We start from the raw sequence: 25,345 nt of genomic DNA on the forward strand, positions 1-25,345 counted from the left end.
TTCCTGTTCCGGTGAGTCGCCCTTGGCTTTTGTCGAGCTTTCCGCGCTGTCGAACTTCACCTTCCTTGTCGGGGCCTCGCACCCCGAGGAGCTGATCACGCGCGCCGCCGGGATGGGGATGGAGGCGATTGCGGTGGCGGATGTGAACTCGGTCGCCGGGATCGTCAGGGCGCATACGCGGGCGCGGGAACTTGCGCGGGATGCCGGGCCAGATGGGGGGCCGAAGGTGCGGCTGATCCCGGCGGCGCGGGTGGTGCTGGCGGATCGCTTCGGCCTGACCTGCCTGCCGCGCGACCGGGCGGCCTGGGGGCGGCTTTCGCGGTTGCTGAGCCTTGGGCGGCTTCGGGCGGTGAAGGGCGACTGCACGCTGCATATCGAGGACCTTCTGGAGTGGGGCGAAGGGCTGGAGATGCTGGTCCTGCCGCCTGGGCGGCGGCTGACGCTGGCCGAAGCCCCGCCGGTGCCGATGGCGGAAGGCCCGCGTTGGCGCGCGCATGTCCGGGCGCTGCGGGGCCGTTTTCCGGGGCAGGTCCACCTGGTGCTGGCGCCCTCTTACGACGGGCAGGACCCCGAGCGGTTCCGCCATCTTGCCAAGCTGGCCGAGGAGATGAAGGTGCCGACCGTCGCCTCGGCGCTCCCGTTCCTGCACCACGGGTCGCGCCGGCGGCTTTGCGACGTGCTGACGGCGATCCGGCTGGGGGTGACGGTGGACCGGCTGGGCCGCCGGGCCTTGCCGAACAACGAGGGGCGGCTGCGGTCGGAAGCCGAGATGCTGCGGATCTTCCGGGGGCATGAGGCGGCGGTGCGGCGGGCAGGCGAGGTGGCGGCGCGAGCGGCCTTTTCGCTGGATGAGCTGAGCTACGAATACCCGTCCGAGAATTCGCCGGGCGAAAGTGCCGTCCAGCGCCTGGTCCGGCTGGCCGAGGCGGGGCTGGAGTGGCGTTACCCCGAGGGGGTGCCTGACCGCGTGCGGGCGCAGATGGCGCATGAACTCGCCTTGATCGCGAAGCTGCGTTACGAGCCCTATTTCCTGACCGTCCATGACATCGTGGCCTTCGCCCGGGGGCGCGGCATCCTGTGTCAGGGGCGGGGATCGGCGGCGAATTCGGTGGTCTGCTATGCGCTGGGGGTGACCTCGGTTTCGCCCGAGATCGGGACGATGGTCTTTGAACGCTTCATCAGCGAGGCGCGGAACGAACCCCCCGACATCGACGTGGATTTCGAGCATGAGCGGCGGGAAGAGGTGATCCAGCACATCTACGAACGCTATGGCCGGCACCGGGCGGGCCTCTGCGCCACGGTGATCCACTACCGCGGCAAGCGCGCGGTGCGCGAGGTGGGGCGGGCGATGGGGTTGTCGGAGGATACGCTGGCCGCGATGTCGAGCCAGATCTGGGGCTGGGGCGGGCCGGGGGCGGTAACGGAAACGCGGCTGAAGGAGATCGGGCTGGACCCGACGGATGCGCGGCTGGTGCAGACCATGGCGCTGATTGACGAGATCCAGGGCTTTCCCCGCCACCTCAGCCAGCACGTCGGCGGCTTCATCATCACCGAAGGCCGGCTGGATGAGCTTTGCCCGGTCGAGAACGCCACGATGGAGGACCGGACGGTCATTCCCTGGGACAAGGACGACATCGACACGCTGAAGATCCTGAAGGTCGATATCCTGGCGCTGGGGATGCTGAGCTGCATCCGCAAGGCCTTTGACCTTCTGGAAAAGCACCATCACCAGCAGTTCACGCTGGCCACCCTGCCGCCCGAGGACCCGGAGACCTACCGGATGCTTTGCCGGGCGGACTCGCTTGGCGTCTTTCAGGTCGAAAGCCGGGCGCAGATGAACTTCCTGCCCCGGATGCGGCCGCGGTGCTTCTACGACCTGGTGATCCAGGTCGCGATCATCCGGCCGGGACCGATCCAGGGCGACATGGTGCATCCGTTCCTGCGGCGGCGGAACGGGCAGGAGCAGGTGAGTTTCCCCTCGGACGATCTGGGTCGAGTGCTGGCCAAGACGCTGGGGGTGCCCCTCTTCCAGGAGCAGGCGATGCAGATCGCCATCGTCGGCGCGGGCTTCACGCCGGAAGAAGCGGACCGGCTGCGGCGGTCGCTGGCGACCTTCAAGAAGCACGGGTCAGTCAGCGAGTTCCACGACCGTTTCATCGGGGGCATGCTGGCGCGGGGCTATGACGAAGACTTCGCCAAGCGCTGCTTTGCCCAGATCGAGGGTTTCGGCAGCTACGGCTTTCCCGAAAGCCATGCCGCCAGCTTTGCCCTGCTGGTCTATGCCAGCGCCTGGATCAAGCGGCATCATCCGGGGATCTTCGCCTGCGCTTTGCTCAACAGCCAGCCGATGGGGTTCTATGCACCCGCACAGATCGTGCGGGATGCGCGGGAGCATGGGGTGACGGTGCTGCCGCCTTGCATCAATGCCAGCCACTGGGACAACCGGATGGAATGGCTTGACCGCGCGGGGCAGCCGCCGGAACTGGCGCTGCGCCTGGGGTTCCGGCAGATCAAGGGGATCGCCGAGGAGGAGGCGCGCTGGATCACCGCCGCGCGGGGGAACGGCTATCAGGCGGTCGAGGATGTCTGGCGCCGCGCGGGCGTGGGCCCCGCCACGCTGGCGCGGCTGGCCGAGGCGGATGCCTTCGCCGCCCTGGGCCTGTCCCGCCGCGATGCCCTCTGGGCCGCCGAGGCGCTGGCCCCCGGCCCCGCGCTGCCCCTCTTCGCCGGGGACATGGAGGGCGAGGGGATCGTGGAGCCCGCCGTCCAGTTCCGCGCGATGACGCTGGGCGAGGCGGTGGTGGAGGATTACCTGGCGATGCGGCTGACGCTGCGGGCGCATCCGATGGCGCTGCTCCGGCCCTGGCTGGATGCGGCGTAACGGCCCTTTGCGAACGATTTTTCTGCGAAAAATCAAAGGCTACCCCGTCAAGCTTTCGCAGAAAGCTTGTTCCTGCGCGGTTTTCGCAGAAAACCGGTTGGCGCTACCTGACCTGCACCTTGGCCCGGGCCGACCGCCCCTTGGCGTCGATCACGCTGAGGGTGACGAAGCCTGCACCGGGCAGGGCGAGCATCGTTTCGCGCTCGTCGAGGGCCACGACCATCGGCACGCCGTCGGCCAGCCAGGTGAAGGGCGCGGTACCGCCGGTCACGCGGACCTTGAGGCCGGCGGGCAGAAGCTCCACCTCGGCCCCGTCGGGGGGGAAGGCGACGGCGGGCGCGTCCGCGGCGGCCTCGAAGGCGGCGGAGCGGGAGCGGAAGCGTTGCAGGGGCTGCGGCAGTTCGGCGTTCGCGACGAGAAGGGTCGAGGCGGGCGCAGGGGGTTGCGGGTCGAGTTTCGGCTTCAAACGGTTGAAGGCCTGGAAGAGGACCGGGGCGGCCACGTCGGCACCGAAGGCCCCCGGCACCGGCGTGCCGTCGGCCCGGCCCATCCAGACGCCGATCACATGGGTGCCGTCATAGCCGATGGCCCAGGCGTCGCGGTGGCCATAGGAGGTGCCGGTCTTGTAGGCGAGCCGGTTCGCGGGCGCGCCGGGTGGCGGGGCGAGGCCGGCGAGAATGTCGCCTACCTGCCACGCCGCGACCTCGGAGACCACGCGCTGCCCCTCGGCCCCCGGACCGTCCAGCCGGTAGGTGAGCGGCCGCGCGACGCCGCCCCGCGCGAGCGTGGCGTAAAGCTGGACCATGTCGGAGAGCGACACCCCGACCCCGCCGAGCGCGATGGCAAGGCCCGGCTGGTCGCCCGGGAAGACCGGCTGCATCCCGGCCTTTTCCATCGCCGAGATGAGGCGCGCAGGACCCAGCGCCTCGGTCAGTTCCACGACGGGGATGTTGCGGGAAAGCTGCAGCGCCTCTCGCATCCGGATGGTGCCGAGGTATAGACGGTCGAAGTTCTGCGGCGCGTAGGCACCGAAGGTCATCGGCCGGTCGTCGATCATGGTTTCCGGGTGGCCGAGGCCTTCGTCGAAGGCGAGCGCGTAGACCAGCGGCTTCAGCGTCGAGCCGGGGGACCGGAGCGCCCGGGTCATGTCGACGAAGCCCTGCCGGAGGTCGGCCTGATAGCCGGCGGAGCCGACGCTGGCGAGGATTTCGCCCGAGGCGTGGTCGGCGACGAGTATCGCCACCTGCAGGGCCTCGCCGCGCCCTTCGACCGCCTCGGCGGCGAGGGTTTCGAGCTTGCGCTGAAGCGTGCCGTCGAGGGTGAGGGTATGGGCGAGGGTCTGGGGTTCTTCATCCCGCGCGCGGTCGGCAAGGTGCGGGGCGAGCGCCGGGAAGGGCTTGCGGAGGCCCGGCACTTCTTCGCGCAGGGCGGCGGCGACGGTATCGGCATCGATCACGCCTTCGCCCTTCGCGCGGGAAAGCACGCGGTTCCGGGCGGCCTCGGCCCGGTCGGCGGCGCGGTCGGGGCGCCGGGTTTCGGGGCTTTGCGGGATGGCGACCAGAAGGGCGGCTTCGGCGGGGGTAAGGCGCGCCGGTTCCTTGCCGAAATAGCTGATCGAGGCGGCGCGGACGCCTTCGAGGTTGCCGCCGAAGGGGGCGAGGTGGAGGTAAAGCTGGAGGATCTGGTCCTTGGTCAGACGCCGCTCCAGTGCCAGGGCGACGCGCATCTGGCGGAGCTTGCCTGCAACCTCACCCGTCGTGCCTTCTTCCAGTAGGCGCGCGACCTGCATGGTCAGCGTGGAGCCGCCCGAGACGACGCGGCCGTTCCAGGCGGCCTGGAGGACGGCGCGCAGCATGGAGCGGGCATCGACGCCGGGATGGTCGCGGAAGCGGCGGTCCTCATAGGCGATGAGCATCCGGAGGTAGACGGGGTCGACCTTGTCGGGCGGGAGCGACAGGCGCCAGCGGCCGTCGGCGACGGTGTAGGCGCGGAGGAGCATGCCGTCGCGGTCAAGGACTTCGACCGAGGTTTCAACCATGAGGGGGGGCAGGATGGTGGCGTCGACCCATTGATCGTAGCGGTCGCGGCCGAGGGCGGCGAGCCAGAGGCACAGGGCGAGGGCGATGAGCCAACGGGCGCGCATCAGCGGGGTCCGCTCGTCGAGCAGTTCGTGCACTCCTCGCTATCGTATCCGACGAGTGCATGAAATGCTCGAGGAGGGGTTCCGGGCGCGAGGCTTCCGGACACCCCCCACCCCCATCCCCTCCCCACGGGGGGGAGGGGAGGCGCATATGCGTGGTGCAAAGCCATTCCTACGGCGCGATGGTGATGCTGCCCGTCTCCCCGCGCGCGCGGAAGTCGGGGCGGTACATGTCCTCGACCGAAGGCGCGGCGTGGTGGAAGGTGCCGGGGCTGACGGCGCGGACGATGTAGGCGAGCCGGAAGGGCGCGTCCGAGGACCAGTCGACCGCCGTGAGGAACCGGTCCTGCCGGAATTCGGAGTGCCGGACGTCCTGGAGCGTGTCGAGCCAGGCAAGCTCAGAGGTCGACCCGGCGGACATCAGGTTCGGGTTGTCGATCTCGAACCCGGCGGGCAGGGGATCGCTGACCATCAGCCGCGCCTCGCCATAGGCGAAGGGCGTGACCTCGAGCACCGTGACAAGGCGGGTGCCGGCGGCGATGCCTTCCTGAAGGCCGACCTCCTGTCCGTCCATCGTGTAGTAGGTGCGCTTGATGGCATAGCCGTTGCCGCCGGCGGGTTCGGGTTCGGAAGGCACGCCGAAAGTGGTGACGGTCAGGGTCGTGTCCGCGCCGTCGTTCCTGACCACAACCGGGGTCACGGCCCCTGCGTTCAGGACACGGACCAACGGGCCGTCGGCGGGCTGGCCGTCGATGGTGATGCCGTCGGCGCCGGGCCGGTCGATCAGGGCGTTCGCGGCGAGGAGCGCCCAGGTCGCCTCTTGCGTGGAGAGGGTGCCGCCCTGCACGGCGATGCGGTCGGTCAGCGCCTCGCGGTCCACGGCGTTCGAGCCGGCCTCGACGGCGAGGGTCAGGACCGCCGCCGCGTCGCGGAAGCGGGTGCCGTAGTCGGCGCGCCAGAGCTGTTCGGTCTCCGGGCCCGAAAGCGCCTCCAGCTTCGCGCCGGCCTTGCGGAACATGGCGTCCGCGCGGGCCTGGTCGCCGTAGCTTGCCAGCGCCGCGCCAAGCTGGGCCTGGGCGAGCGGGGTGGCGAAGTCGTCGCCCTTCACGTCGGCGTAGTAGCGCAGGTCGCCGATGGCGGCGGCCCCTTCGCGGGCAAGGACCATGAGGGCGTAGGCCAGCGCCTCACCCCCGCCGTTCGTCTCGGCGCTGAAGTCGGGGGCGTAGTTCACCTGGTTCCGCAGGTTCGCAAGCGCGTTCTTGAAGGCGAGATCGGGAACCGCGTAGCCCTGGGCGCGGGCGCGGCTGAGGAAGTCGGTGACGAAGGCATCGAGCCAGAAGTCGCCCTCGCCCGGCCCCCAGAGGCCGAAGCCACCGGTGGCGGACTGGTTGGCGAGGATTTCGACCAGTGCTTCGTTGATCCGCTGCTGGAGATTGTCGGCACCCTTGAGGTCCATCACCTGCGCCATTTCGTCGAAGTAGAGGAGCGGCAGGGCGCGGCTGGTGATCTGCTCGGTGCAGCCGAAGGGGTAGCGGTCGAGGGAGGCCAAGAGGCCGGGGGCGTTCAGGCGGGCGATGGGGCCGATGGCCATGGTCGCCTTGCCGGAGCCTTCGACGAGGCCGGCGAAGACATTGCTGTCGAAGGTGAAGCTTTGGCCGGAAGCGAGGTCAAGGCGCGAGATGCGGGCGACCTCGGGGTCGTTTACCTGCACGGGAAGGGAGAGGGTCTTCTTCAGGACCTTGCCGTCAGGCGTGGTGAGCGAGACGTCGATGGTGTGGACACCGACCGCGCCCGCCGTGACCGGGACCTCGAAGACCGCCTTGGCCTTGTCGGCAAGCTCGAAACCCGAGGGGACAGTGCCGAGGGTGACGCCCGCGGCGGAGACGTCGAGACCCATCCGGCCGGAGGGGCCGGTGGCATGGACGATCTCCAGGAGGAGGCGGCTTTCGTCGCCGGGCGAGAGGAAGCGGGGGAGGCTGGCGGTGACGACGACCGGGTCGCGGACGAGGACATCGGCGGAGGCCTGACCGACGCCGGTCTTCGACCATGCGACGGCCATCACCTTCACGGTGCCGTTGAACGACGGCAGGTCGAAGGAGGCGCGGGCGTAGCCGTCGGCGCCGACCTCGACCGGGCCGGTGAAGTAGGCGACGAGTTCCTCGGTGGGAGGGGGCGCTTGCAGGCGAGCCTGTGCGCCTGCGTCGCCGCCCGAGCGTACTTCGCCCATCGCGCCCGACATGCCGTCGATCAGGCGACCGTAGATGTCGCGGATGCCGACGCCGAGGCGCCGCTGGCCGAAGTAATGCGCCTGCGGATCGGGGGCCTTGAAGGCGGTGAGGTTCAGGATGCCGACATCGACGGCGGCGATGGTGACATAGGCCTTTTCACCCGCCGTCACGCCGTCGACCTTGACGGCCACGTCCAAGGGACCGCGCGGGGCTGCTTCGGCGGCGACCTCGACCGTCGCGGCAAGGGCGCGGGGACCGGGGTCGATGCTGGCGTGGGTGAGCCCGAGCGCGCGGGCGGGGTTGCGGCCTGCGGCCACGTCCATCGGGCGGAGGACCGAGGCGGTGACGTAGACGCCGGTTCCCCAGTCGTCGGTGACCGGCAGCGTGACGAGGTTTTCGCCTTCGGTGACCTCGACCGCCTGCATCGCGATGACGCGGTTCGAGAGCACCGTGACCAGCGCCGTCCCTGCGGCACGGGGCACGATGCGGAGTGTTGCGGTCTCACCCGGCGCATAGGCGGGCTTGTCGAGCGACAGTTCCAGCGTGTCGGGCGTGGCACTGGCATCGGCCGGGGCATACCAGCCGGCGTAGAATTCCATCGAGGTGGCGGATGGCCCGCCGTCGGTGCGTTCGACAAGGATTTCGTAGGTACCCCAGTCTACACGGGCGGCGATTTCGACCGGCTGGGGCCCGAGCGTCGCGGTCCCTTCGGCCACGGGGGTGCGGGTGATGACCGGCTCCCAGCTCCAGTTCCCGAAGGACTGATACCACTGGTAGTCGTAGTTCACGCGGACGACCTTCCAGCTGACCGGCAGGGGCGCTAGCGCGCCATCGGGGCCGACGGCGATCAGGTTGAAGCGGGCGTCGCTGCCTTCGGCTGCCACCCCGTTGAACATGGGTTTCACGCCGATCAGCGTGTCGGAGGGGGCGAGCTTCCGTGTCACCGACCGTTCCACCGGACGGCCCGAGCCTTCGGCGATGCGCACTGTTACCCGCGCCTCGAGCGGGCGGAGGGGATCGTCGATGTCCGGGAGGGCGACCGGGATCAGGGCGGTGCCTGCCTCGTCCGTCTCGCCGCCCTCAAGCGAGGTCATCTGCGCCGAGAAGGGCCGATCGTGGCGACCGAAGCTGTAGCCGGGGAAGGCCTCGAGCCCCTCGCTCGCGCGGAGGAGAACTTCGCCTTCGATAGCAAGCCCGGCACCGGGCGCGCCGAAGAGATAGCGGGCGGCGACGGTCAGGTCGACCGGTGGGCTTCCGAGCGACAGGGGAGCGTCGGCGAGGGCAAGGTCAAAGTCGATGCGTTCGGGAAGGAAATCTTCGACGAGGAAGGTCTTCGCGGCGAGCGCGGGGGCTTCGAGATCGGCGAAAAGCTCCAGCCGCCAGATGCCGCGCGGGGCCGATCCGGCGATGGGCTGGCTGAAGACATAGCCGCCGCCCCAGTCGTTCTGGACCGAGCGGGCGTATTCCACCCCGTCCGGACGGCGGACGATGGCCGTCAGGGGCAGGCCCTCGATCGCTTCATGCGTGGCATCGCGGGCGAGCGCGGTGACATAGACCGTCTCGCCCGCGCGGTAGGCGCCGCGGTCGGTGGTCACGAAGACATCGACCGGCGGGGCGGCCTCACGCCCCTCGACCCCACGGTCGGAAAGGTCGAATTCGGGGTCGGTGAGGGAGAGGAAGGCGATGTCGGCCTCGCCGTCGCGCACCACGACCATGGCCGGGGCGCTGCCGCCGGTACCGCGGGTGAGGCCAGCGTCGAAGACGGCGTGGCCCATGTCGTCGGTCGTCGCGGTGCCAAGGATGGTGTTGGCGCGGTTCAGAAGCTCTACCGTCACGCCGGGCCGGGCCCCGGCTGTGCCGAGGGAGCGGACGAAGACATGCAGGCCGTCGACGCCCGACATCGTGGTCAGCCCAAGGTCGGAGACCACGAACCATTGCCAGGCGGGGGCGTTCGCATAGGGATCGACCCCCGGCACGGCGGCCTTGAGCGCATAGATGCCGGCGGGCATGCCGGCCAGGGCCGCGGTCATCGGGAGGCGGGTGGTGACGTCGCGGTTCACCTCTTGCGCGACGGTGGCGGTGCCGGACCAGATCTCTTCGCCCACCCTTTCGGTGAAGAGAAACTCGGAATAGACTTGGATCGGGGCGCCGAAGTAGTAGTCTTGGATCGAGCGCAGAAGGTTGCGGTCGGTCACGCGGAAGAGGGTTAGGTCGAGCGCTTCGGTGTTCACCGTTTCGACCGGAAGGGCGGCCTCGCCGGCCTTGGGCAGGACATAGCCCCGGCCCGGGAAGCGCAGGCCGGGGGCGCGGTCACGGACGTATTGGGTGATCTCGACCGACTTTGCCAGGCTCTGGCCGTCGGCGGCCGGGAGCCCGTCGCGGAAGGTGAGCGAATAGCGCTTGCCGTGTTCCAGACCGCCGACGCAGAGCTGCCGCCAGCCGCCGTTTTCCACCACCATGCCGGGTTCGGTCAGCTCGACGAAGGTGGAGTAATCTACGCCGGCGGCCACGAGGTCTTCCGAGAAGGTCGCACAGATGCGGGGGCGCGCGAGGTCGGACTGCACCAGGGTTTCGGTGATGCGGAAGCCGTATTTGCCGATGGCATCATCCAGAAGGGCCGCCGTGTCGGTGCGTTCCTGGAGGGACTGGGCAAGGCGGAGCGCCTGCACGGTATCGCGGCCGCGCCCGTTCGCCTCGAAAACCGAGGCGAGTGTGACAAGGATCGTGTGGCGCAGGGCCGGGTTTTCGGCGCGCAGGTAGCCGTTGATGGCGGAGTTCTGCGCCTGCGTGAAGAAGTACCACTGCTGGTTGGCATCGGCCCTGCCGGCCTGAAGCTGGCGGCGGGCGAAGTCATCCCAGGTGGCGGGATCGTCGGTGAGGTTTAGCGCGGCGCCGGTGAAGGCGGCGGCCCCCGCCCAATCTCCCCGGCCTTCGGCGGCGGCGGCCTCGGCCAGGTGTTCCTCGGCGGTCCAGGGGCCGGTCCAGTGCTGGCGGCCAAGGCCTGTGGCCTGGTCATGCGCGGCCTGGATGTCCCAGTCGGGGATGAAGCCCAGCTCCTTGCGGCGGTCCTTGGCGGCGGCGCGGACGGTTGCGTCGCCCTCGATCACGAAGGCGGACATGGCGCCCTGGAAGAAGGCCCCCGAACCGGGGTTGTTCTTCACGAAGCAGGACCCGTTCCGGGTGTTGTAGACATAGGCGGTGCTGCGCGGATTGGTCAGCGCGGCACGCTCGCAGGCCTCGATCGTGGTGTCGAAGACCGAGGCAATGTCACCCCCCGGCAGGTCCTGGTCCTGGGTGACGACGACGCGGCGTTCGGGAATCAGGTCCTGCGCCGTAAGGGGGCCGGAAGCGGCGAGGAGAGCCCCCAGAAATGCAGCCGCACCAAGCGATTTGAAGAACCCGCGCATGTCTGAAAATCCCTTCTTCGGGTAACCGCCGGAAGTGTCGCATGGCGGGCCTTTTGCTGGCAAGGCCGGAGCCACCGGACGTCGTTAAGCCTTGGTTCACTTTGACGTTGCAGGGTGAGGACGGAAACCGGGCAAGGGACCGGTGGGCAGGCAGGACGTCGGCAGCGGGTGATGGATCTTTCGGAGCGACTGGTCAGGGAACGGCGGGCGCGGCTGGCGGCCGAGCGGCTGCTGGAGCAGAAAAGCCGCGAGCTTTTTGCCGCGAACGAGAAGCTGGCGATCCATGCCCGGTCGCTGTCGGACCAGATCGTCGAGCAGCGCCAGGTGGTGCGCAGCGTGTTGAGCGAGGCCGAGGTTCTGAAGACCCAGAACCACCGGTTTGTCGAGGACCTTGACCGCGCCCATACCGCCGCGGTGATGGCCGAGCGGCGGCTGTGGGATGCGATCAACACGGTGCGCGATGGGTTCGCGGTCTTCGACACCTCGCTGAAACTCGCGACGGCGAACAGCGCCTGGCTCTCGTGGTTCCGGGGTCGCCCCGTGGCTCCGGGGATCCCTTACGAGGATGTGCTGGAGCTTCTGGCGGGCTCGGGGATCGTGGACCTGGGGGAGGAGGATCCGGCGGGGTTCGTGCAGCGGATGCGGGCGCGGATCGACCTCGATCCGATCGAGCCGGAGACGCTGAAGCTGACGAACGGCACCTGGATCAAGCTGCAGGACCGGCGGGCGGCGGACGGGGACCTCGTGTCGCTGGCGATCGACATCACCGAACAGATGCGGATCTGGGCCGCGATCGACGTGCTGCCGGATGGGTTCGTGCTGTTTGACCGGGAGGAACGGCTTTTGACCTGCAACAAGCGCTATCGCGAGATGTTCCCGGATTCGGCCCCCTATATGCAGCCGGGGACGCCCTTCGAGGACCTTCTGCGCCACGGCCTGCGGAACGGCCATGTCCCGGGCGCGGAAGGGCGCGAGGAGGACTGGCTGGCCGACCGGATGCGGGAGTTCCGGGCGGCGGAGTCGGTGGCCGAGAACACCCTTGCCTCCGGGCGGGTGGTGCTGGAATCCGACCATGTCACCCCGGACGGCGGCCGCGTCGGCCTGCGGCGGGACATCACCGAACTGCGCGAGCAGCAGGCGGCGCTGGACATGGCGCGGAAGGCGGCCGAGGCGGCGAACCGGGCGAAATCGGCCTTCCTGGCCAACATGTCCCACGAGATCCGGACGCCGATGAACGGTGTCGTCGGCATGGCCGAGCTTCTGTGCGACACAGCGCTGACTGAGGAGCAGCGCCTGTTCGCCGAGACGATCCGGTCGTCGGGCGAGGCGCTGCTGGTGATCATCAACGACATCCTCGACTATTCGAAGATCGAGGCGGAGCGGCTGACCCTGCGGCCCGAGCCCTTTGACCTCGAACGCACGATCCACGAGGTGACGATGCTGCTTCAACCGCGGGCGCGGGAAAAGGGCATCGACCTGATGATCGACTTCGACATGTTCCTGCCGACCCGGTTCGTCGGCGATCCGGGGCGGTTGCGGCAGGTGCTGACGAACCTGATCGGCAATGCGGTCAAGTTCACCGAGACGGGCCATGTCCTGACCCGCGTGGTGGGGGTCGAAGCCGAGGGTGGCCGCCAGACCCTGCATGTCACGGTGGAGGATACCGGGATCGGCATCGCGCCCGAATATCTTGACCACATCTTCGGAGAGTTCAACCAGGTCGAGGACGAGCGGAACCGCAAGTTCGAAGGCACCGGACTTGGCCTGGCGATCACGCGGCGGCTGATCGAGTACATGGGGGGCGCGGTCTGGGTGGACAGCACGCTGGGCGAGGGGTCGAGCTTCGGCTTCCGCGTCACCCTGCCGGTGGCCGAGGATACGGGGCCGATCCAGGTGCCGGTCGCGGTACGACGGGTGCTGGCGGTGGATGACCAGTTCATCAACCGCACGATCCTGGAACGCCAGCTTGCGCCCTGGGGGATCGCGGTCACCCTTTGCCGTTCGGGGGCCGAGGTGCTGGAGCGGCTGGCGGTGGACGCGCCCTATGACGTGGTGCTGACCGACCATGACATGCCCGAGATGGACGGGCCAAGCCTTCTCCAGCAGATCCGCGCCACGGGCAATCCGGTGCCGGTCATGCTTCTGAGCTCGCACCCGATGGGCCTTGGCGAGGCGACGCGCGACTTTGCCGCCGTGCTGCAAAAGCCGATCCTGCGCTCGGACCTTTACCGCCACCTGCAAGGCCTGATAGCGCCGCCTGCGCCGGCTGTTGAGGAAGTGCCCGATGTCCCGGACAGCGAGCTGCGGCAGATGCGGGTCCTGGCGGCAGAGGACAACCGGACCAACCAGCTGGTCTTCCAGAAGATGGTGCGCGACATGGACATCGAGCTCGTCTTCGCCGACAACGGCCGCATCGCGGTGGACTTGTTCCAGAGCTTCCGGCCCGATCTGATCTTCATGGATATCTCGATGCCCGAGATGGACGGCAAGGAGGCCGCGCGGACCATCCGCGCCCTGGGAGGGGACGGGGCAAAGGTGCCGATCGTCGCGCTGACGGCGCATGCGATGGACGGGGACGCCGAGGCGATCCTTGCCTCCGGAATCGACCGCTACCTGACGAAACCTTTGCGGAAGACCGCCATCGAAGGCGCGCTGGTCGAGCACCGCCCGCGCGAGGCGCGCCCGCCTGTGGTGGCGGCGGAGGACGCGGCTTGAAGGCTGCCCTGGCGTCAGGGTCGCCCCGCGCCGTCAGTGTCGGTGTCAGTCGCCGGGCGGCAGGATCATGACCGCGCGGAAGTCGTTCACATTCGTCAGCGTCGGCCCGGTGACGATCTGCCCTCCGATCGCCGAGAAGAAGCCGTGAGCATCGTTCCGGTTGAGGCTTGCCGCCGGGTCGCGCCCGGCCCTTTGCGCCGCCGAGAGGGTGTCCGGCCCGATGATCGCCCCGGCCACCTCGGCCGCGCCGTCGACACCGTCGGTATCGCAGGCGAGGGCGTGGATGCGCGGATGGCCACCCAGCGCGATGGCAAGGGCAAGGCAGAATTCCGCATTCGGGCCGCCGATGCCGTCGCCGGTGCGGGTCACGGTCAGCTCGCCGCCGGAGAGGAGGAGGACGGGCCGGTCTCCCGGGCGCAAGGTAGCCGCGATGGAAAGGGCCATCCCGGCCTGGTCGCGGGCGACGGCGCGCGCCTCGCCCTCCAGCCGATCGCCGAGGAGGCGGACCTCGCAAGCATCCCCGGCCAGCGCGGCCGCGGCAGAGAGGGACTGGGCGGGGGCGGCATAGATCACGTTTTCAGTTCGCGCGAGGCGCGGATCGCCCGGCGGGACCACGCCCGACCGGGCCAGCGCCGCCCGTACTGCCGGAGGCACCGGGACCTGCCAGCGGTCAAGGATCGCGGCAGCCTCGTCAGGCGTGGTGGCGTCACCGACCGTTGGGCCGGAGCCGATGAAGGCGGGGTCGTCCCCCGGCACGTCCGAGATCATCAGCGCAAGCATCCGGGCAGGGAAGGCGGCGGCGGCAAGCTGGCCGCCCTTGACGCGCGAGAAGTGCTTTCTGACCGTGTTCATCGCCGAGATCGGTGCGCCGCTGGCTAGGAGGGCCGCGTTCAGCGCCTGCTTTTTGGCCAGAGTGACCCCTTCGCTCGGCGCGCAGAGCAGCGCCGAGGCCCCACCCGAGATGAGCGCGAGCACGAAGTCATCCTCGCCGACGCCCCCGAGAAGCGCGAGCATCCGGGCGGTGGCGTCCACCCCGGCCTGGTCCGGCACGGGATGGGCGGCCTCGACGATCTCGATTCCCTGGCAGGGCCGGGCATAGCCGTAGCGGGTGATGACCAGCCCGTCGCAGGGGCCCCAGGCGGCCTCGACCGCTTCGGCCATCCGGGCCGAGGCCTTGCCGGCACCGATCACCAGGACCCGGCCCGGAGGCTTTTCCGGCAGGAAGCGGGAGAGCGAGCGCATGGGGTCGGCCACTTCCACGGCGCGGTCGAAAAGCTGGCGGAGAAAGGTGGCGGGATCGGGGATCATCGGGCGACCTCAGCAAGGGACGAGTTTTCTGCGGAAACTCGCGGCCGGAAACTGCCGGTGGCCCATTGGACTGCCGGTTGTCCACCGGACTGAATTTTCGCAGAAAATTCGTGAACGGCGCGGAAGGGTCATCACAGGCTCGACGCGCGCGGGATCAATGTGACCGGTGTAACGGTTTCGGGCGGCGGGCGATGATCATTTTCCAGCCAATCGAGCACCGTTTCCGCCATTCTTCGCCCGAACCCCGCGATGTCGCAGCGGACGGAGGAGAGCGCGGGGTAAACCTGGGCGCAATCCTCGATGTCGTCGAAGCCGACGATCTTCAGGCTTTGGCCGATGGCGCGGCCCTGTTCGGTGCAGCCGGTGAGCAGGCCCAGCGCGGTGAGGTCGTTGAAGCAGAGGACGGCGTCCACGGTGGGATGTTCCTCGGCCAAGCGGCGGGCGGTCTCGCGTCCGAAGGCGCGGCCCGGGCGACCGGGGAGGTGGAGGGGGGTGAGGCCCTGCGCGGCGAGCGTGTCGAGGTAGCCGGACATCCGAAGTTGCGTGACGGCGCGGCCTTCGAGGCCACCGACGAAGGCGATGTGCTTGGCGCCTTGGGCGAGGAGGTGCTCGGCCGCGAGGCGGCTGCCGGTCGGGTAGTCCGGCGCGGCAAAAGGGAAACGGTCCGTGCCGACAACCTGGCGCAGGACCTGTAGCGCCGGGACATTTGCGCGGGCGATGGCGTCAAAGGCAGTCTCGTCGCCATAGGTTGGCGAGACGATGAGGGCCGAAACGCCATGTTCCAGCATGGCGCTGACAACCTGGGACTGAAGGGCCGGGTCTTCGTCGGTGTTGGCAAGTACGGTTGCGTAACCGCGGGCCGAAAGGGCCATCTGCAAGGAGGTCGCGAATTCGGTGAAGAAGGGGTTCCGGAGGTCGTTGATGACGACACCGATCAGGCCGACCTTGGCTGAGCGGAGGTTGGCTGCGGCGCGGTTGTAGACATAGCCGAGCTCGGCCATGGCGCGGCGAACGTCCTCGCGGGTTTCCTCGCGCACGAGGGGGCTTTGCTGCAGGACCAGGCTGACGGTCGATTTGGAGACGCCCGCAAGCGTTGCCACGTCGATGATCGTCGGCCGTTTGTCCATCAGTCCTGGTCGATCCCATGGAGGTCGAGAAGGGTGCGCATCCGGCGCTCGGCGAGGTCAGGCCGGGCCAGAAGCCCTGCCGCGTCCGCCAGCCGGAACACGGCGGCATAATGCGTGATGTCGCGGCTGGACTGGAAGCCCGCCGGCATGACGAAATGCGACTGGTGGCCGTTCAGCCACGCAAGAAAGGCGATCCCGGCCTTGTAGAAGCGGGTGGGGGCGCGGAAGATTTCGCGGCTGAGCGGGACGGTCGGGGCGAACAGCCGGTGATAGGTGGTGCTGTCGCCCAGCGCCAGCGCCTCGAGCGCCTGCGAGGCGGCGGGGGCGATGGCGGCGAAGATGCCGAGAAGGGCGTGGGAGTGGCGGGTGCCGTCGCCTTCGATCAGGGGGGCGTAGTTGAAATCGTCCCCGGTGTAGAGGCGGACCCCTGCGGGGAGGCGGGCGCGGAACTGTTCCTCATGGGCCTGGTCGAGGAGCGAGATCTTGATGCCGTCCACTTTGCCGGGGTTGTCGGTGATGAGGTTCAGGACAAAGGCGGAGGCTTTTGCCACATCGCCCGTCCCCCAGTAGCCCTTGAGCGCCGGGTCGAACATGTCGCCGAGCCAGTGGAGGATAACCGGGTCCTTGGCGCCATCGATGAGCTTTCGGTAGACGTGGCGGTAGGTGTCCTCGGTGGCGCTGATCGCCGGGAAGGCGCGGGAGGCCATGAGGATCAGCTGCCCACCCGCGGCCTCGATCGCCTCGGCCTGTTCAGTGTACGCGGACAGGATGGCGTCGGGGGTGGAAAGCTCGGCGGGGTCGCGATGGTCGGTGCCTGCACCGCAGGCGACGCGCGGACGCAACGGATGTGCTTTCGCGGCCAGCATCGTGCGTTGGATCAGCTCCAGGGCAGTCGGCCAGTCGACTCCCATGCCGCGTTGGGCAGTGTCCATCGCCTCGGCAAGGTGGAGGCCCTGGTCCCAGAGCTGGATCCGGAAGTTCAGGGTCGCCTCCCAGTCGACGGCGGGGCGGGTGTCCCAGGGGTTCCGTTCGCGCAAGGCGTCGCTGACGACATGGGCGGCGGCGAAGGCGGTTCTGGTGAGGGGTGTGCGGGGCGCGCGCGGGATGAGGGGGGTGCCGGTAAGGCGATAGGATTCGAGGCGGGCGTCTTCGGTGGGGAGGGTCAGCATGGCGGGGCCTCAGCAGGGAAGATCGAAGACGAGGATGCCGTCGAGGCCGCCTTGGGCCGCGGCGACGAGGGCGGCTCCGACGCGCTTGTGGTCGGGGTGGGCCTGGTAGGCGGCGAGGGCGTCCCAGTCGGCGAAGTCGACGGTGAAGCCGTGGAGATAGCCGCGTTCGATCTTTTCGGGGCTTTCCGAGCGGCCGGAGTGGATGGCGAGGATACCGGGGAGCTTAAAGGAGTGGAGGTCGGCGAAGATGGCTGCGATCCGGGCCTCGGTGACTTCGGGGCGGGCCTTGAGAAGGACGATGTGGCGGATCATGCGGCACCCTTGATCAGGTCGGCGGCTTTTTCGGCGATCATGATGGTGGCGGCATTGGTGTTGGAGGAGACGACGGTGGGCATGATCGAGGCGTCGACGACGCGCAGCGCCTCAATGCCGTTGAAGCGGAGGGTGGGATCGACGACAGCCTCGGGGTCCGCGCCCATACGGCAAGTGCCGGCGGGGTGGTGGTCGGTCTTGGCGTTCTTCACCGCGTAGTTGAAGTAGTCCTGATCGGTTCTCACCTCGGGGCCGGGGAGGCGTTCGGCGAGGACAAAGGGTTTCAGCGCGGGTTGGCGCATGATCTCCTGCGCGAGTTTCAGGCCCTTGATCGACATGTCGCGGTCGTAAAAGTCTTCCCAGTAGTTCGGGTCGATCAGGGGGGCGGCCCTTGGGTCTGAACTGGCAAGGCGGACGGTGCCCCGGCTGCGCGGGCGGAGGAAGGCGGAGTTGAGGGTGACGCCTCCGTTCGGCATGGCGGCGACGCCGGCCTCGATCCCCGAGCCGAGGCCGAGGTGGAACTGGATGTCGGGGCTGCGGGCGGAGGAGTCGGCGTACCAGAAGCCCCCCGTTTCGAAGAGCGAGGAGGCGACGGGGCCTTTCCTCGTTAGGAGGTATTGGAGGCCCGCGAGGGCGGACCAATGCGGCTTGGCGTAGCGGTCGTAGGTATGGGGGCCGGTGCATTCGGCGATGACGAAGAGGTCGAGGTGGTCCTGCAGGTTGCTGCCGACCTGCGGGCGGTCGAGGATGACGGGGATGCCGAGGCGTTGAAGGTCATCCGCCGGGCCGATGCCGGAGAGTTGCAACAGGCGGGGAGAGCCGATGGCGCCGGAGGAGAGGATGACCTCGGTCGCGGCGCGGTGGGTGGTCTCGCTGGTCTGGACGCCGACCGCCCTGCCCTTTTCGACCACGATCCGCAGGACCTGCTGGCCCGTTTTGACCGTCAGGTTCGGGCGGTTCAGCGCGGGTTTCAGGAAGGCGGTGGCGGTCGAGGAGCGGCGATACCAGCGTTGGGTCAGCTGGTAGTAGCCCAAGCCGTCCTGTGTTTCACCGGTGAAGTCGCGGTTGCGCGGGATGCCGATTTCGGCCCCGGCGGCGAAGAAGGCCTCGCAGATCGGCAGGGGCGCGCGGGGTTGGCTGACGCCCAACGGCCCGTCTTTCCCGTGGTAGCGGTTCTCGAAGCTGTCGTTGTGTTCGGACTTGCGGAAGTAGGGCAGCACGTCCTCATACCCCCAGCCGTGGCAGCCCATCTGACGCCAGTCGTCATAGTCCTGCGCGTTGCCGCGCGTGTAGAGCTGGGCGTTGATCGAGGAGCCGCCGCCGATCACCTTGGCCTGGGTGTAGCGGATCTGCATGCCCTTCATGTGGCGTTGCGGCACGGTCTGCCAGCCCCAGGAACCGATGCCCTTGGTCATCTTCGCGAAGCCGGCGGGGAGGTGGTAGAACGGATGGCGGTCGCTGCCCCCGGCTTCGAGGAGGAGGACCTTCGCGGCGGGGTTCTCGGTCAGGCGGGCGGCGAGGACGCAGCCTGCCGAGCCACCGCCGATGATGATGTAGTCGTAACCTTCGGTCATCTTACAGTCTTTCGATGGAAAGCCCGCCGTCGACGGGGATCACCGCGCCGGTGGCGAAGGCGAGCTGGCCAGTGACAAGGGGGATCACGGCCTGGCCGATGTCGGAGGGCTGGCCCCAGCGGCCGGTGGGGACAAGGCCGCCGGCGATGCGGGCGTCGTACTTGTCCTTCACGGCAGCTGTCATGCCGGTTTCGATGATGCCGGGGCGCAACTCGAAGACGCCGATCCCGTGCGGGGCAAGACGAAGGGCGAGGGTCTGGGCGGCCATCGACGCGGCGGCCTTGGAGATGCAGTAGTCGGCACGTTCCGGGCTTGCCATGCGGGCCGAGACCGAGGTGACGAAGGTGATCGAGCGGTAGTGGGCGCTGGTCGTGGCGAGCATCCGTTTCGCCACTTGTTGGGCGAGGAAGAGGCTGCCCTTGAGGTTGATCCCCAGGATCCAGTCGAGGTTCTCGGGCGTCAGGTCCAGCATGTCGCCCCGGATTTTCGCGGCTACTCCGGCGTTCAGGATCAGGGCGGTGACGGGGCCCTGTGCGGCCTCGACCCGGTCAAGGAGCGCGGGGATGGCGGCAAGGTCGGCGAGGTCGTGCTGGTGGTAGCGGGTGTCTGGGCCAAGCTCTGCGAGGGCTTCGGCTGCCTCGGCTTCGAGCGGGAGCGACGCGATGGCGAGGCGGAAGCCCTGGGCGTGAAGGGCCTGGGCGATGCCGAGGCCGATGCCTTGCTGGCCGCCGGTGACAAGCGCGAGGGGTTTCATGCAACCCTCGCGATGTGGTCGCCTGCGCGGAGGGCAAGCGCGGCGATGGTGAGCGATGGATTCACGGCGGCGGAGGTGGGCAGGACCGAGGCGTCGCAGATATAGAGGTTGTCGAGGTCGTGGGCCTTGAGGTTCACATCCACAACGGAAGTGGACGGGTCCGCGCCCATGCGGTTGGTGCCGCATTGGTGGCTGGGTTTGGATTTCGGGAAGCCTCGGGACAGGGTGATGGGCCAGCCGGCTTTCTTCATCGCCTGTTTCAGACGTTGGACGAGGAGGTCGTGGGCCTTGGTGTTCGTCTTGCGCCAGTCGAGCACAACCTCGCCGTTCCGCCAGAGGACGCGGGAGTTGGGGTCGGGCAGGTCTTCGGACATGGCCATGATGTGGATCGAGTGTTCCGCGATCAGGTGCGAAAGCCAGAGGGGGAGGCCGGATTCACCGGCAAGGATCGGGCCGGTGATGCGGCCGAGCATCTGGATGTTGCCCAGGGGTTCGTCGTTCGGACCGCCGGTCAGGTAGAAGTCGTTGATCTGGATGGTCTTTTCGTAGGTCGTGCGGTTCCGGCGGAAGGGGTTCCAGGCGACCATGCCGGTAAGGTTGTGGTTCATGAAGTTGCGGCCGACCTGGTCGGAGCGGTTGGCGAGGCCCATCGGGTGGTCGTCGTTGGCGCTGGCGAGGAGGAGGGCGGAGGAAAGGATCGCCCCGGCGGAAAGGACGACGAGGGGGGCGGTCAGGGTTTCCTTCCGCCCTGGCCGTTCGACCTCGACTCCCGTGACCTTGCGGCCTGCGGCGAGGATGCGGGTGACTCTCGTGTTGGTCTGAAGGGTCACGTTGGGGTGCTTTAGCGCCTCGGCCAGGGCGCAGCTTTCGGCATCGGATTTCGCGCCGGTGGTGCAGGGGAAGGCATCCCAGCCGGTCCTTGCGCGTTCGAGCCAAGCGTCGATGTCCACACCCAGCGGGAGGGCTGAGACGTGGAGGCCCTGGGCTTGGAACGCGGCGCGAAGGGCGGCGATGTCGGGTTCGTCAGGCACGGGAGGGAAGGGATAGGGGGCGGAGTGCGGCGGCTCCGTGGGGTCGTTCGCCACATCGCCCCGGACGCGGTAAAGGCTTTCGGCCTTGGAGTACCAGGGTTCGAGGTCTTCGTAAGCGATCGGCCAGCCGGGGGTGGTGCCTTCGATGTGGCGCAGCGGCGCAAAGTCCTCGGCCCGGTAGCGGAGGAGGACAGCGCCGTAGAATTTGGTGTTGCCGCCGACATAGGCGTAATTGCCGGGGTGAAGGGGCGCGCCGGAGATGTCGCGCCAGGTCTCGTTCGGTTTGAAATACGCGTGCTGGAAGATGGCGGCGGGATCGCGCGCCTCGGGGCTGTCCTTGAGGTGGTCGCCGCGTTCGAGGATCAGCACCTTCCGGCCCGTGGGGGCAAGCGCGGCCGCGAGGGTCGCGCCACCCATGCCAGAGCCGATGATGATGACATCCGGCCCCATTCAGGCAATCCGTTCCTCGGTCTTCGGGTCGAAGGCCACCGCCTTTTCCATGTTCACGGCGAAGTCGAAGCTTTGCCCGGCGGTGACATTGGCATCGGCGCGCATCCGGGCAATGGCGTCTTTGCCGGAGAGGGTCATGGTGACGAAGGTATCCGCCCCGGCGGGTTCGGTGACGGTGACGCGGTTCTTCAGGCTTTGGATGTTCCCGGACTTGCGGTCGGCGCCTTCCGGGTCGGTGATCGCCTCAGGGCGGATGCCGAGGAGGATGGACTTTCCTTCCCAGGCGCGGAGGTCCTGGGAGAAGCGGAGGTGCTGAACCTGCCCCTCGGCATCGGAGACGGCGACATGGGCCGCCCCGTTCTGCACCACCACGGTCGCGGGGACGATGTTCATGGCAGGCGAGCCCATGAAGGTTGCGACGAAGACGTTTGCGGGCGTGTCGTAGATCTCTTTCGGCGTGCCGAGCTGCTGGACATGGCCCTTGTTCATCACGGCGATGCGGGTGGACAGCGTCATCGCCTCGATCTGGTCATGGGTGACGTAGACGATGGTGGTCTTGAGCTTCTGGTGAAGCTTCTTGATCTCGGTCCGCATGTCGACGCGGAGTTTCGCGTCGAGGTTCGAGAGCGGCTCGTCGAAAAGGAAGACGTCGGGGTTCCGGACCAGCGCCCGCCCCATCGCGACGCGCTGGCGCTGGCCGCCGGAGAGCTGGCCGGGCTTGCGGTCAAGGAGGTGGTCGATCTGGAGAAGCTTCGCCACCTCGGCCAGCGCCTTGTCACGGTCAGGCTTCGGCACCCCGTGCATTTCAAGCCCGAAGGTCATGTTCTGGCCCACGGTCATGTTGGGGTAGAGCGCGTAGGACTGGAAGACCATCGCGATGTTGCGCTTGGACGGATGAACGCCGTTCACGACGCGCCCCTTGATCGCGATCTCGCCCCCGGTGATCGCTTCCAGCCCCGCGATCATGTTCAGAAGCGTGGACTTGCCGCAGCCCGAAGGGCCGACGAGGACGAGGAATTCCCCCTCTTCGACCGCGATGTCGACGCGGTGCAGGACTTCGACCTGCCCGTAGGACTTGGTCACGTTGCGGATGTCGAGAAAGCCCATCGGATCAGCCTTTCACAGAGCCCGCCATCAGACCGCGCACGAAGTAGCGGCCTGCGACGATGTATACGAGGAGGGTGGGGAGTGCGGCAAGGATCGCGCCGGCGAAGTGGACGTTGTATTCCTTCACGCCCGTCGAGGATTGGACGAGGTTGTTCAGGGCCACGGTCATCGGCTGCGAAGTGCCGCCGAAGGAGGCGCCGAACAGGAAATCGTTCCAGATGTTGGTGAACTGCCAGATGACGGAGACCACCGCGATCGGGCCGGAGACGGGCAAAAGGATGCGCCAGAAGATGCGGAAGAACCCGGCCCCGTCGATCTGCGCGGCGCGGATCAGTTCGGTCGGGAAAGAGGCGTAGTAGTTGCGGAAGTAGAGGGTCGTGAAGCCGATCCCGTAGACGACATGGACAAGGATCAGACCCGGGACCGACCCGGCAAGGCCAAGCGTGCCGAGGACCATGGCCATCGGGATGAGCACAATCTGGAACGGGATGAAGCAGGAGAAGAGCATCAGCCCGAAAACCCAGGTATCGCCACGGAAGCGCCACTTGGTCAGGACGTAGCCGTTCAGCGCGCCGACGATGGTGGAGATCGCGACGGCCGGGACGACCATCAGGATCGAGTTCATGAAGTAGGGTTTCAGGCCCGTCGGCTCGACCCCGATCTGGGCGGTGGACCATGCGCTGGCCCAGGGGGCAAAGGTCCAGGTTTGCGGAAGGGCCATCATGTTGCCCCCCGTGATCTCATCGAGCGGCTTCACCGAGTTGATGCCCATGACGTAGAGCGGCAGGAGGTAGAAGAGGGAGAAGAGGACGAGTACCAGGTAGATGAAGGTGCGCGTGATGCGGCCGGTGGAGACGGCGGTGTCCTGGGCGACGGCGCTCATGCCTTCTTCTCCTTCAGCTCGGCGTAAAGGTAGGGGACCATGATGGCGGCGATGGTCATCAGCATGATCACCGCCGAGGAGGCGCCGACGCCCATCTCGTTCCTCGTGAAGGTGTAGGAATACATGAAGGTCGCTGGCATCTCGGTCGCACGGCCGGGGCCGCCGTCGGTCATCGCCTTGATCAGGTCGTAGGACTTGATCGCGAGGTGGCTGAGGATCACGAAGGCCGACAGGAAGGCGGGACGGAGGAGCGGGATCACGATCCGCCGGTAAAGCTGCCAGTTGGAGGCGCCGTCGATCTGCGCGGCCTTGAGGATTTCGTTGTCGATGCCGCGGAGGCCGGCGAGGAACATCGCCATCACGAAGCCAGAGGTCTGCCAGACGGCGGCGATGACGATGGTGTAGATCGCCATGTCACCGTCCTTGATCCAGTTGAAGGTGAAGCTTTCCCAGCCCCATTGCTGGACGATCCGTTCAAGCCCGATGCCGGGGTCGAGGAACCATTTCCAGGCGGTGCCGGTGACGATGAACGAGAGTGCCATCGGGTAAAGGTAGATCGGGCGCAGCATCCCCTCGCCCCGGATCTTCTGGTCAAGGAAGATTGCCAGCATCAGGCCGATCACCGTGCAGATGACGATGTAGAGCGTGGCGAAGATCGCGATGTTGACCGTCGCAGTATGCCAGGCAGGCAATGAGAACAGTCGTTCATAATTGGCAAGGCCGGCCCAGTCCCAGCGCGGAAGCATTTTCGATCGGGTAAAGCTGAGGGCGATGGTGAAGAGGATGAACCCGTAGACGAAGAGTAGCGTCACGGCGAAGGAGGGGGCGAGGACGAGCTTTGGCAGCCAGTCCTGCAGGCGTGTGCGGAAATCGGCCTCGGTCGTGGCCATCGGTCCCTCCCGTTGTCGTTGGCGGCCAAAATCCTTGAGTAAGGATTTTGACAAATTCCTTGCTCAAGGAATTTGGGTCGGGGGGCAGCCGTGGCCGCCCCCCGGTCCGGTGTCACTGCGCGGCGGCTACGGCTTCGGCCAGCGCGGCAGCGGCAGCGGCACCGTCGGCGTATTCGCCGTTGAAGGCCGCCGTCACCACGTCATAGACCGCGTTCTTCACCGCAGCCGGGGCCGCGTGCCCATGCGCCATCGAGCCGAAGAGGCCTCCGTTCGCGTTCGCCTCGGCCAGGTCCTTCATACCCTTCTTGCCACAGTCGTCGAAGTCGGTGTCCGGCACGTCGGTCCGTGCGGGGACCGAGCCCTTGACCACGTTGAAGGCCGACTGGAAGGCCGGGTCCATGATCGCCTTGGCCATCGCCACTTGCGCTTCCTGAGCGGCAGCGTCGGTCTGGTTGAACATCGCGAACTGGTCGGAGTTGAAGGTCACCAGACCTTGGGTGCCGGGGAAGCGGATGCAGACGAAGTCGGTGCCCGGGACCTTGCCGGCCTTCAGGAACTCGCCCTTGGCCCAGTCGCCCATCATCTGCATCCCGGCCTCGCCGTTGATGACCATGGCCGAGGCGAGGTTCCAGTCGCGGCCCGAGAAGTTGTCATCGACGTAGGAGCGCAGCTTGATCAGGCGGTTGAAGGCTTCGGCCATCTGCTCGCCACCCAGTGCTGCGGGGTCGAGGTCGATGAAGGCGGCCTTGTAGAAGTCGGCCCCCATGCCGAGGACGATGCCGTCGAACACAGTCGCGTCCTGCCACGCCTGACCGCCGTGACCCAGCGGCGTGATGCCGTTGGCCTTCATCGCGTCAAGGACGGTGACCAGTTCTTCCCAGGTTTCCGGGGCCTTGCCGCCCGCGGCATCAAGGGCGGCCTTGTTGATCCAGACCCAGTTGGTCGAGTGGACGTTGACCGGGGCGGCGATCCACTTGCCGTCAGAGGTCGAGAAGCCTTGCAGCGCCGCCGGCACCACCTTGTCCCAGCCTTCGGCGGTCGCGGTGGCGGTGAGGTCGGCCAGCGCACCTTCGTTCGCCCAGTCGAGGATGTCGAAGCCGAGCATCTGCACGGCGGTCGGCGCGTCGCCTGCCGTGACGCGGGCGCGGAGCGCGGTCATCGCCGCTTCACCGCCGCCGCCGGCGACGGGCATGTCAACCCAGCCGATGCTCTGGCCGCCAAGGTTGTCTTTCAGGACGTTAAGTGCGGCGGCTTCGCCTCCGCTGGTCCACCAGTGCAGGACCTCGACATCCTCGGCGAGGGTCACCGAGGTTGTCAGAGCCAGAACGGCTGCTGCCGTCATCGTCTTTCCGAAAAGGCGCATTTTGGT

At 67.8% G+C, this 25,345-nt stretch carries 15 protein-coding genes; 2 read left to right on the top strand and 13 right to left on the bottom strand.

Annotation, left to right across the window (positions count from 1 at the left end; all coding sequences use genetic code 11):
• Positions 1-22: 22 nt before the first annotated feature.
• Complete coding sequence (locus AC2D9V_RS04475; protein WP_484712828.1) at positions 23-2,881, top strand: error-prone DNA polymerase; 2,859 nt, start codon at positions 23-25, stop codon at positions 2,879-2,881.
• 103 nt (positions 2,882-2,984) lie between these two features.
• On the opposite strand, the gene pbpC is transcribed toward AC2D9V_RS04475, so the two are convergent.
• Together pbpC and AC2D9V_RS04485 are read right to left on the bottom strand one after the other, a co-directional pair.
• On the bottom strand, positions 2,985-5,027 hold the full coding sequence (gene pbpC / locus AC2D9V_RS04480) for a penicillin-binding protein 1C (RefSeq protein ID WP_484713405.1): 2,043 nt from the start codon (positions 5,025-5,027) through the stop codon (positions 2,985-2,987).
• A 166-nt stretch (positions 5,028-5,193) separates the two neighbouring features.
• The gene (locus AC2D9V_RS04485; RefSeq protein ID WP_484712829.1) at positions 5,194-10,656 is read right to left on the bottom strand and encodes an alpha-2-macroglobulin family protein; all 5,463 of its coding nucleotides are present in this window, start codon (positions 10,654-10,656) and stop codon (positions 5,194-5,196) included.
• Between the two features lie 171 nt (positions 10,657-10,827).
• Here AC2D9V_RS04485 and AC2D9V_RS04490 point away from each other — a divergent pair, with 171 nt between their 5' ends.
• On the top strand, positions 10,828-13,371 hold the full coding sequence (locus AC2D9V_RS04490; protein WP_484712830.1) for a response regulator: 2,544 nt from the start codon (positions 10,828-10,830) through the stop codon (positions 13,369-13,371).
• A gap of 45 nt (positions 13,372-13,416) precedes the next feature.
• On the opposite strand, the gene AC2D9V_RS04495 is transcribed toward AC2D9V_RS04490, so the two are convergent.
• The 11 genes from AC2D9V_RS04495 to AC2D9V_RS04545 all read right to left on the bottom strand — a co-directional run bounded on the left by AC2D9V_RS04495 (position 13,417) and on the right by AC2D9V_RS04545 (position 25,339).
• Positions 13,417-14,679 (bottom strand): glycerate kinase type-2 family protein, encoded by a 1,263-nt coding sequence (locus tag AC2D9V_RS04495; RefSeq protein ID WP_484712831.1) that lies wholly within the window; start codon positions 14,677-14,679, stop codon positions 13,417-13,419.
• Positions 14,680-14,810: 131 nt separating this feature from the next.
• Complete coding sequence (locus AC2D9V_RS04500; protein ID WP_484712832.1) at positions 14,811-15,806, bottom strand: LacI family DNA-binding transcriptional regulator; 996 nt, start codon at positions 15,804-15,806, stop codon at positions 14,811-14,813.
• Positions 15,806-16,975 (bottom strand): dihydrodipicolinate synthase family protein, encoded by a 1,170-nt coding sequence (locus AC2D9V_RS04505; protein ID WP_484712833.1) that lies wholly within the window; start codon positions 16,973-16,975, stop codon positions 15,806-15,808. The genes AC2D9V_RS04500 and AC2D9V_RS04505 overlap by 1 nt, the downstream gene beginning before the upstream one ends.
• 9 nt (positions 16,976-16,984) lie before the next feature.
• Positions 16,985-17,287, bottom strand: a complete 303-nt coding sequence (locus AC2D9V_RS04510; protein ID WP_484712834.1) for a Dabb family protein — start codon at positions 17,285-17,287, stop codon at positions 16,985-16,987.
• On the bottom strand, positions 17,284-18,861 hold the full coding sequence (locus AC2D9V_RS04515) for a GMC family oxidoreductase (protein WP_484712835.1): 1,578 nt from the start codon (positions 18,859-18,861) through the stop codon (positions 17,284-17,286). Before AC2D9V_RS04515 ends, AC2D9V_RS04510 begins: the two co-directional genes overlap by 4 nt.
• Before the next feature lies 1 nt (position 18,862).
• Entirely contained in the window at positions 18,863-19,615 is a 753-nt protein-coding gene (locus AC2D9V_RS04520) for a 3-ketoacyl-ACP reductase (protein ID WP_484712836.1), read from the bottom strand.
• Positions 19,612-21,096 (bottom strand): GMC oxidoreductase, encoded by a 1,485-nt coding sequence (locus AC2D9V_RS04525; RefSeq protein ID WP_484712837.1) that lies wholly within the window; start codon positions 21,094-21,096, stop codon positions 19,612-19,614. The genes AC2D9V_RS04520 and AC2D9V_RS04525 overlap by 4 nt, the downstream gene beginning before the upstream one ends.
• Positions 21,097-22,203, bottom strand: a complete 1,107-nt coding sequence (locus AC2D9V_RS04530) for an ABC transporter ATP-binding protein (protein WP_484712838.1) — start codon at positions 22,201-22,203, stop codon at positions 21,097-21,099.
• Positions 22,204-22,207: 4 nt separating this feature from the next.
• Entirely contained in the window at positions 22,208-23,086 is an 879-nt protein-coding gene (locus tag AC2D9V_RS04535) for a carbohydrate ABC transporter permease (protein ID WP_484712839.1), read from the bottom strand.
• Positions 23,083-23,976 (bottom strand): carbohydrate ABC transporter permease, encoded by an 894-nt coding sequence (locus AC2D9V_RS04540; RefSeq protein ID WP_484712840.1) that lies wholly within the window; start codon positions 23,974-23,976, stop codon positions 23,083-23,085. Before AC2D9V_RS04540 ends, AC2D9V_RS04535 begins: the two co-directional genes overlap by 4 nt.
• 112 nt (positions 23,977-24,088) lie before the next feature.
• Positions 24,089-25,339, bottom strand: a complete 1,251-nt coding sequence (locus AC2D9V_RS04545; RefSeq protein WP_484712841.1) for an ABC transporter substrate-binding protein — start codon at positions 25,337-25,339, stop codon at positions 24,089-24,091.
• Between the last annotated feature and the right edge of the window lie 6 nt (positions 25,340-25,345).

The organism is Tabrizicola sp. T46, assembly GCF_057219895.1.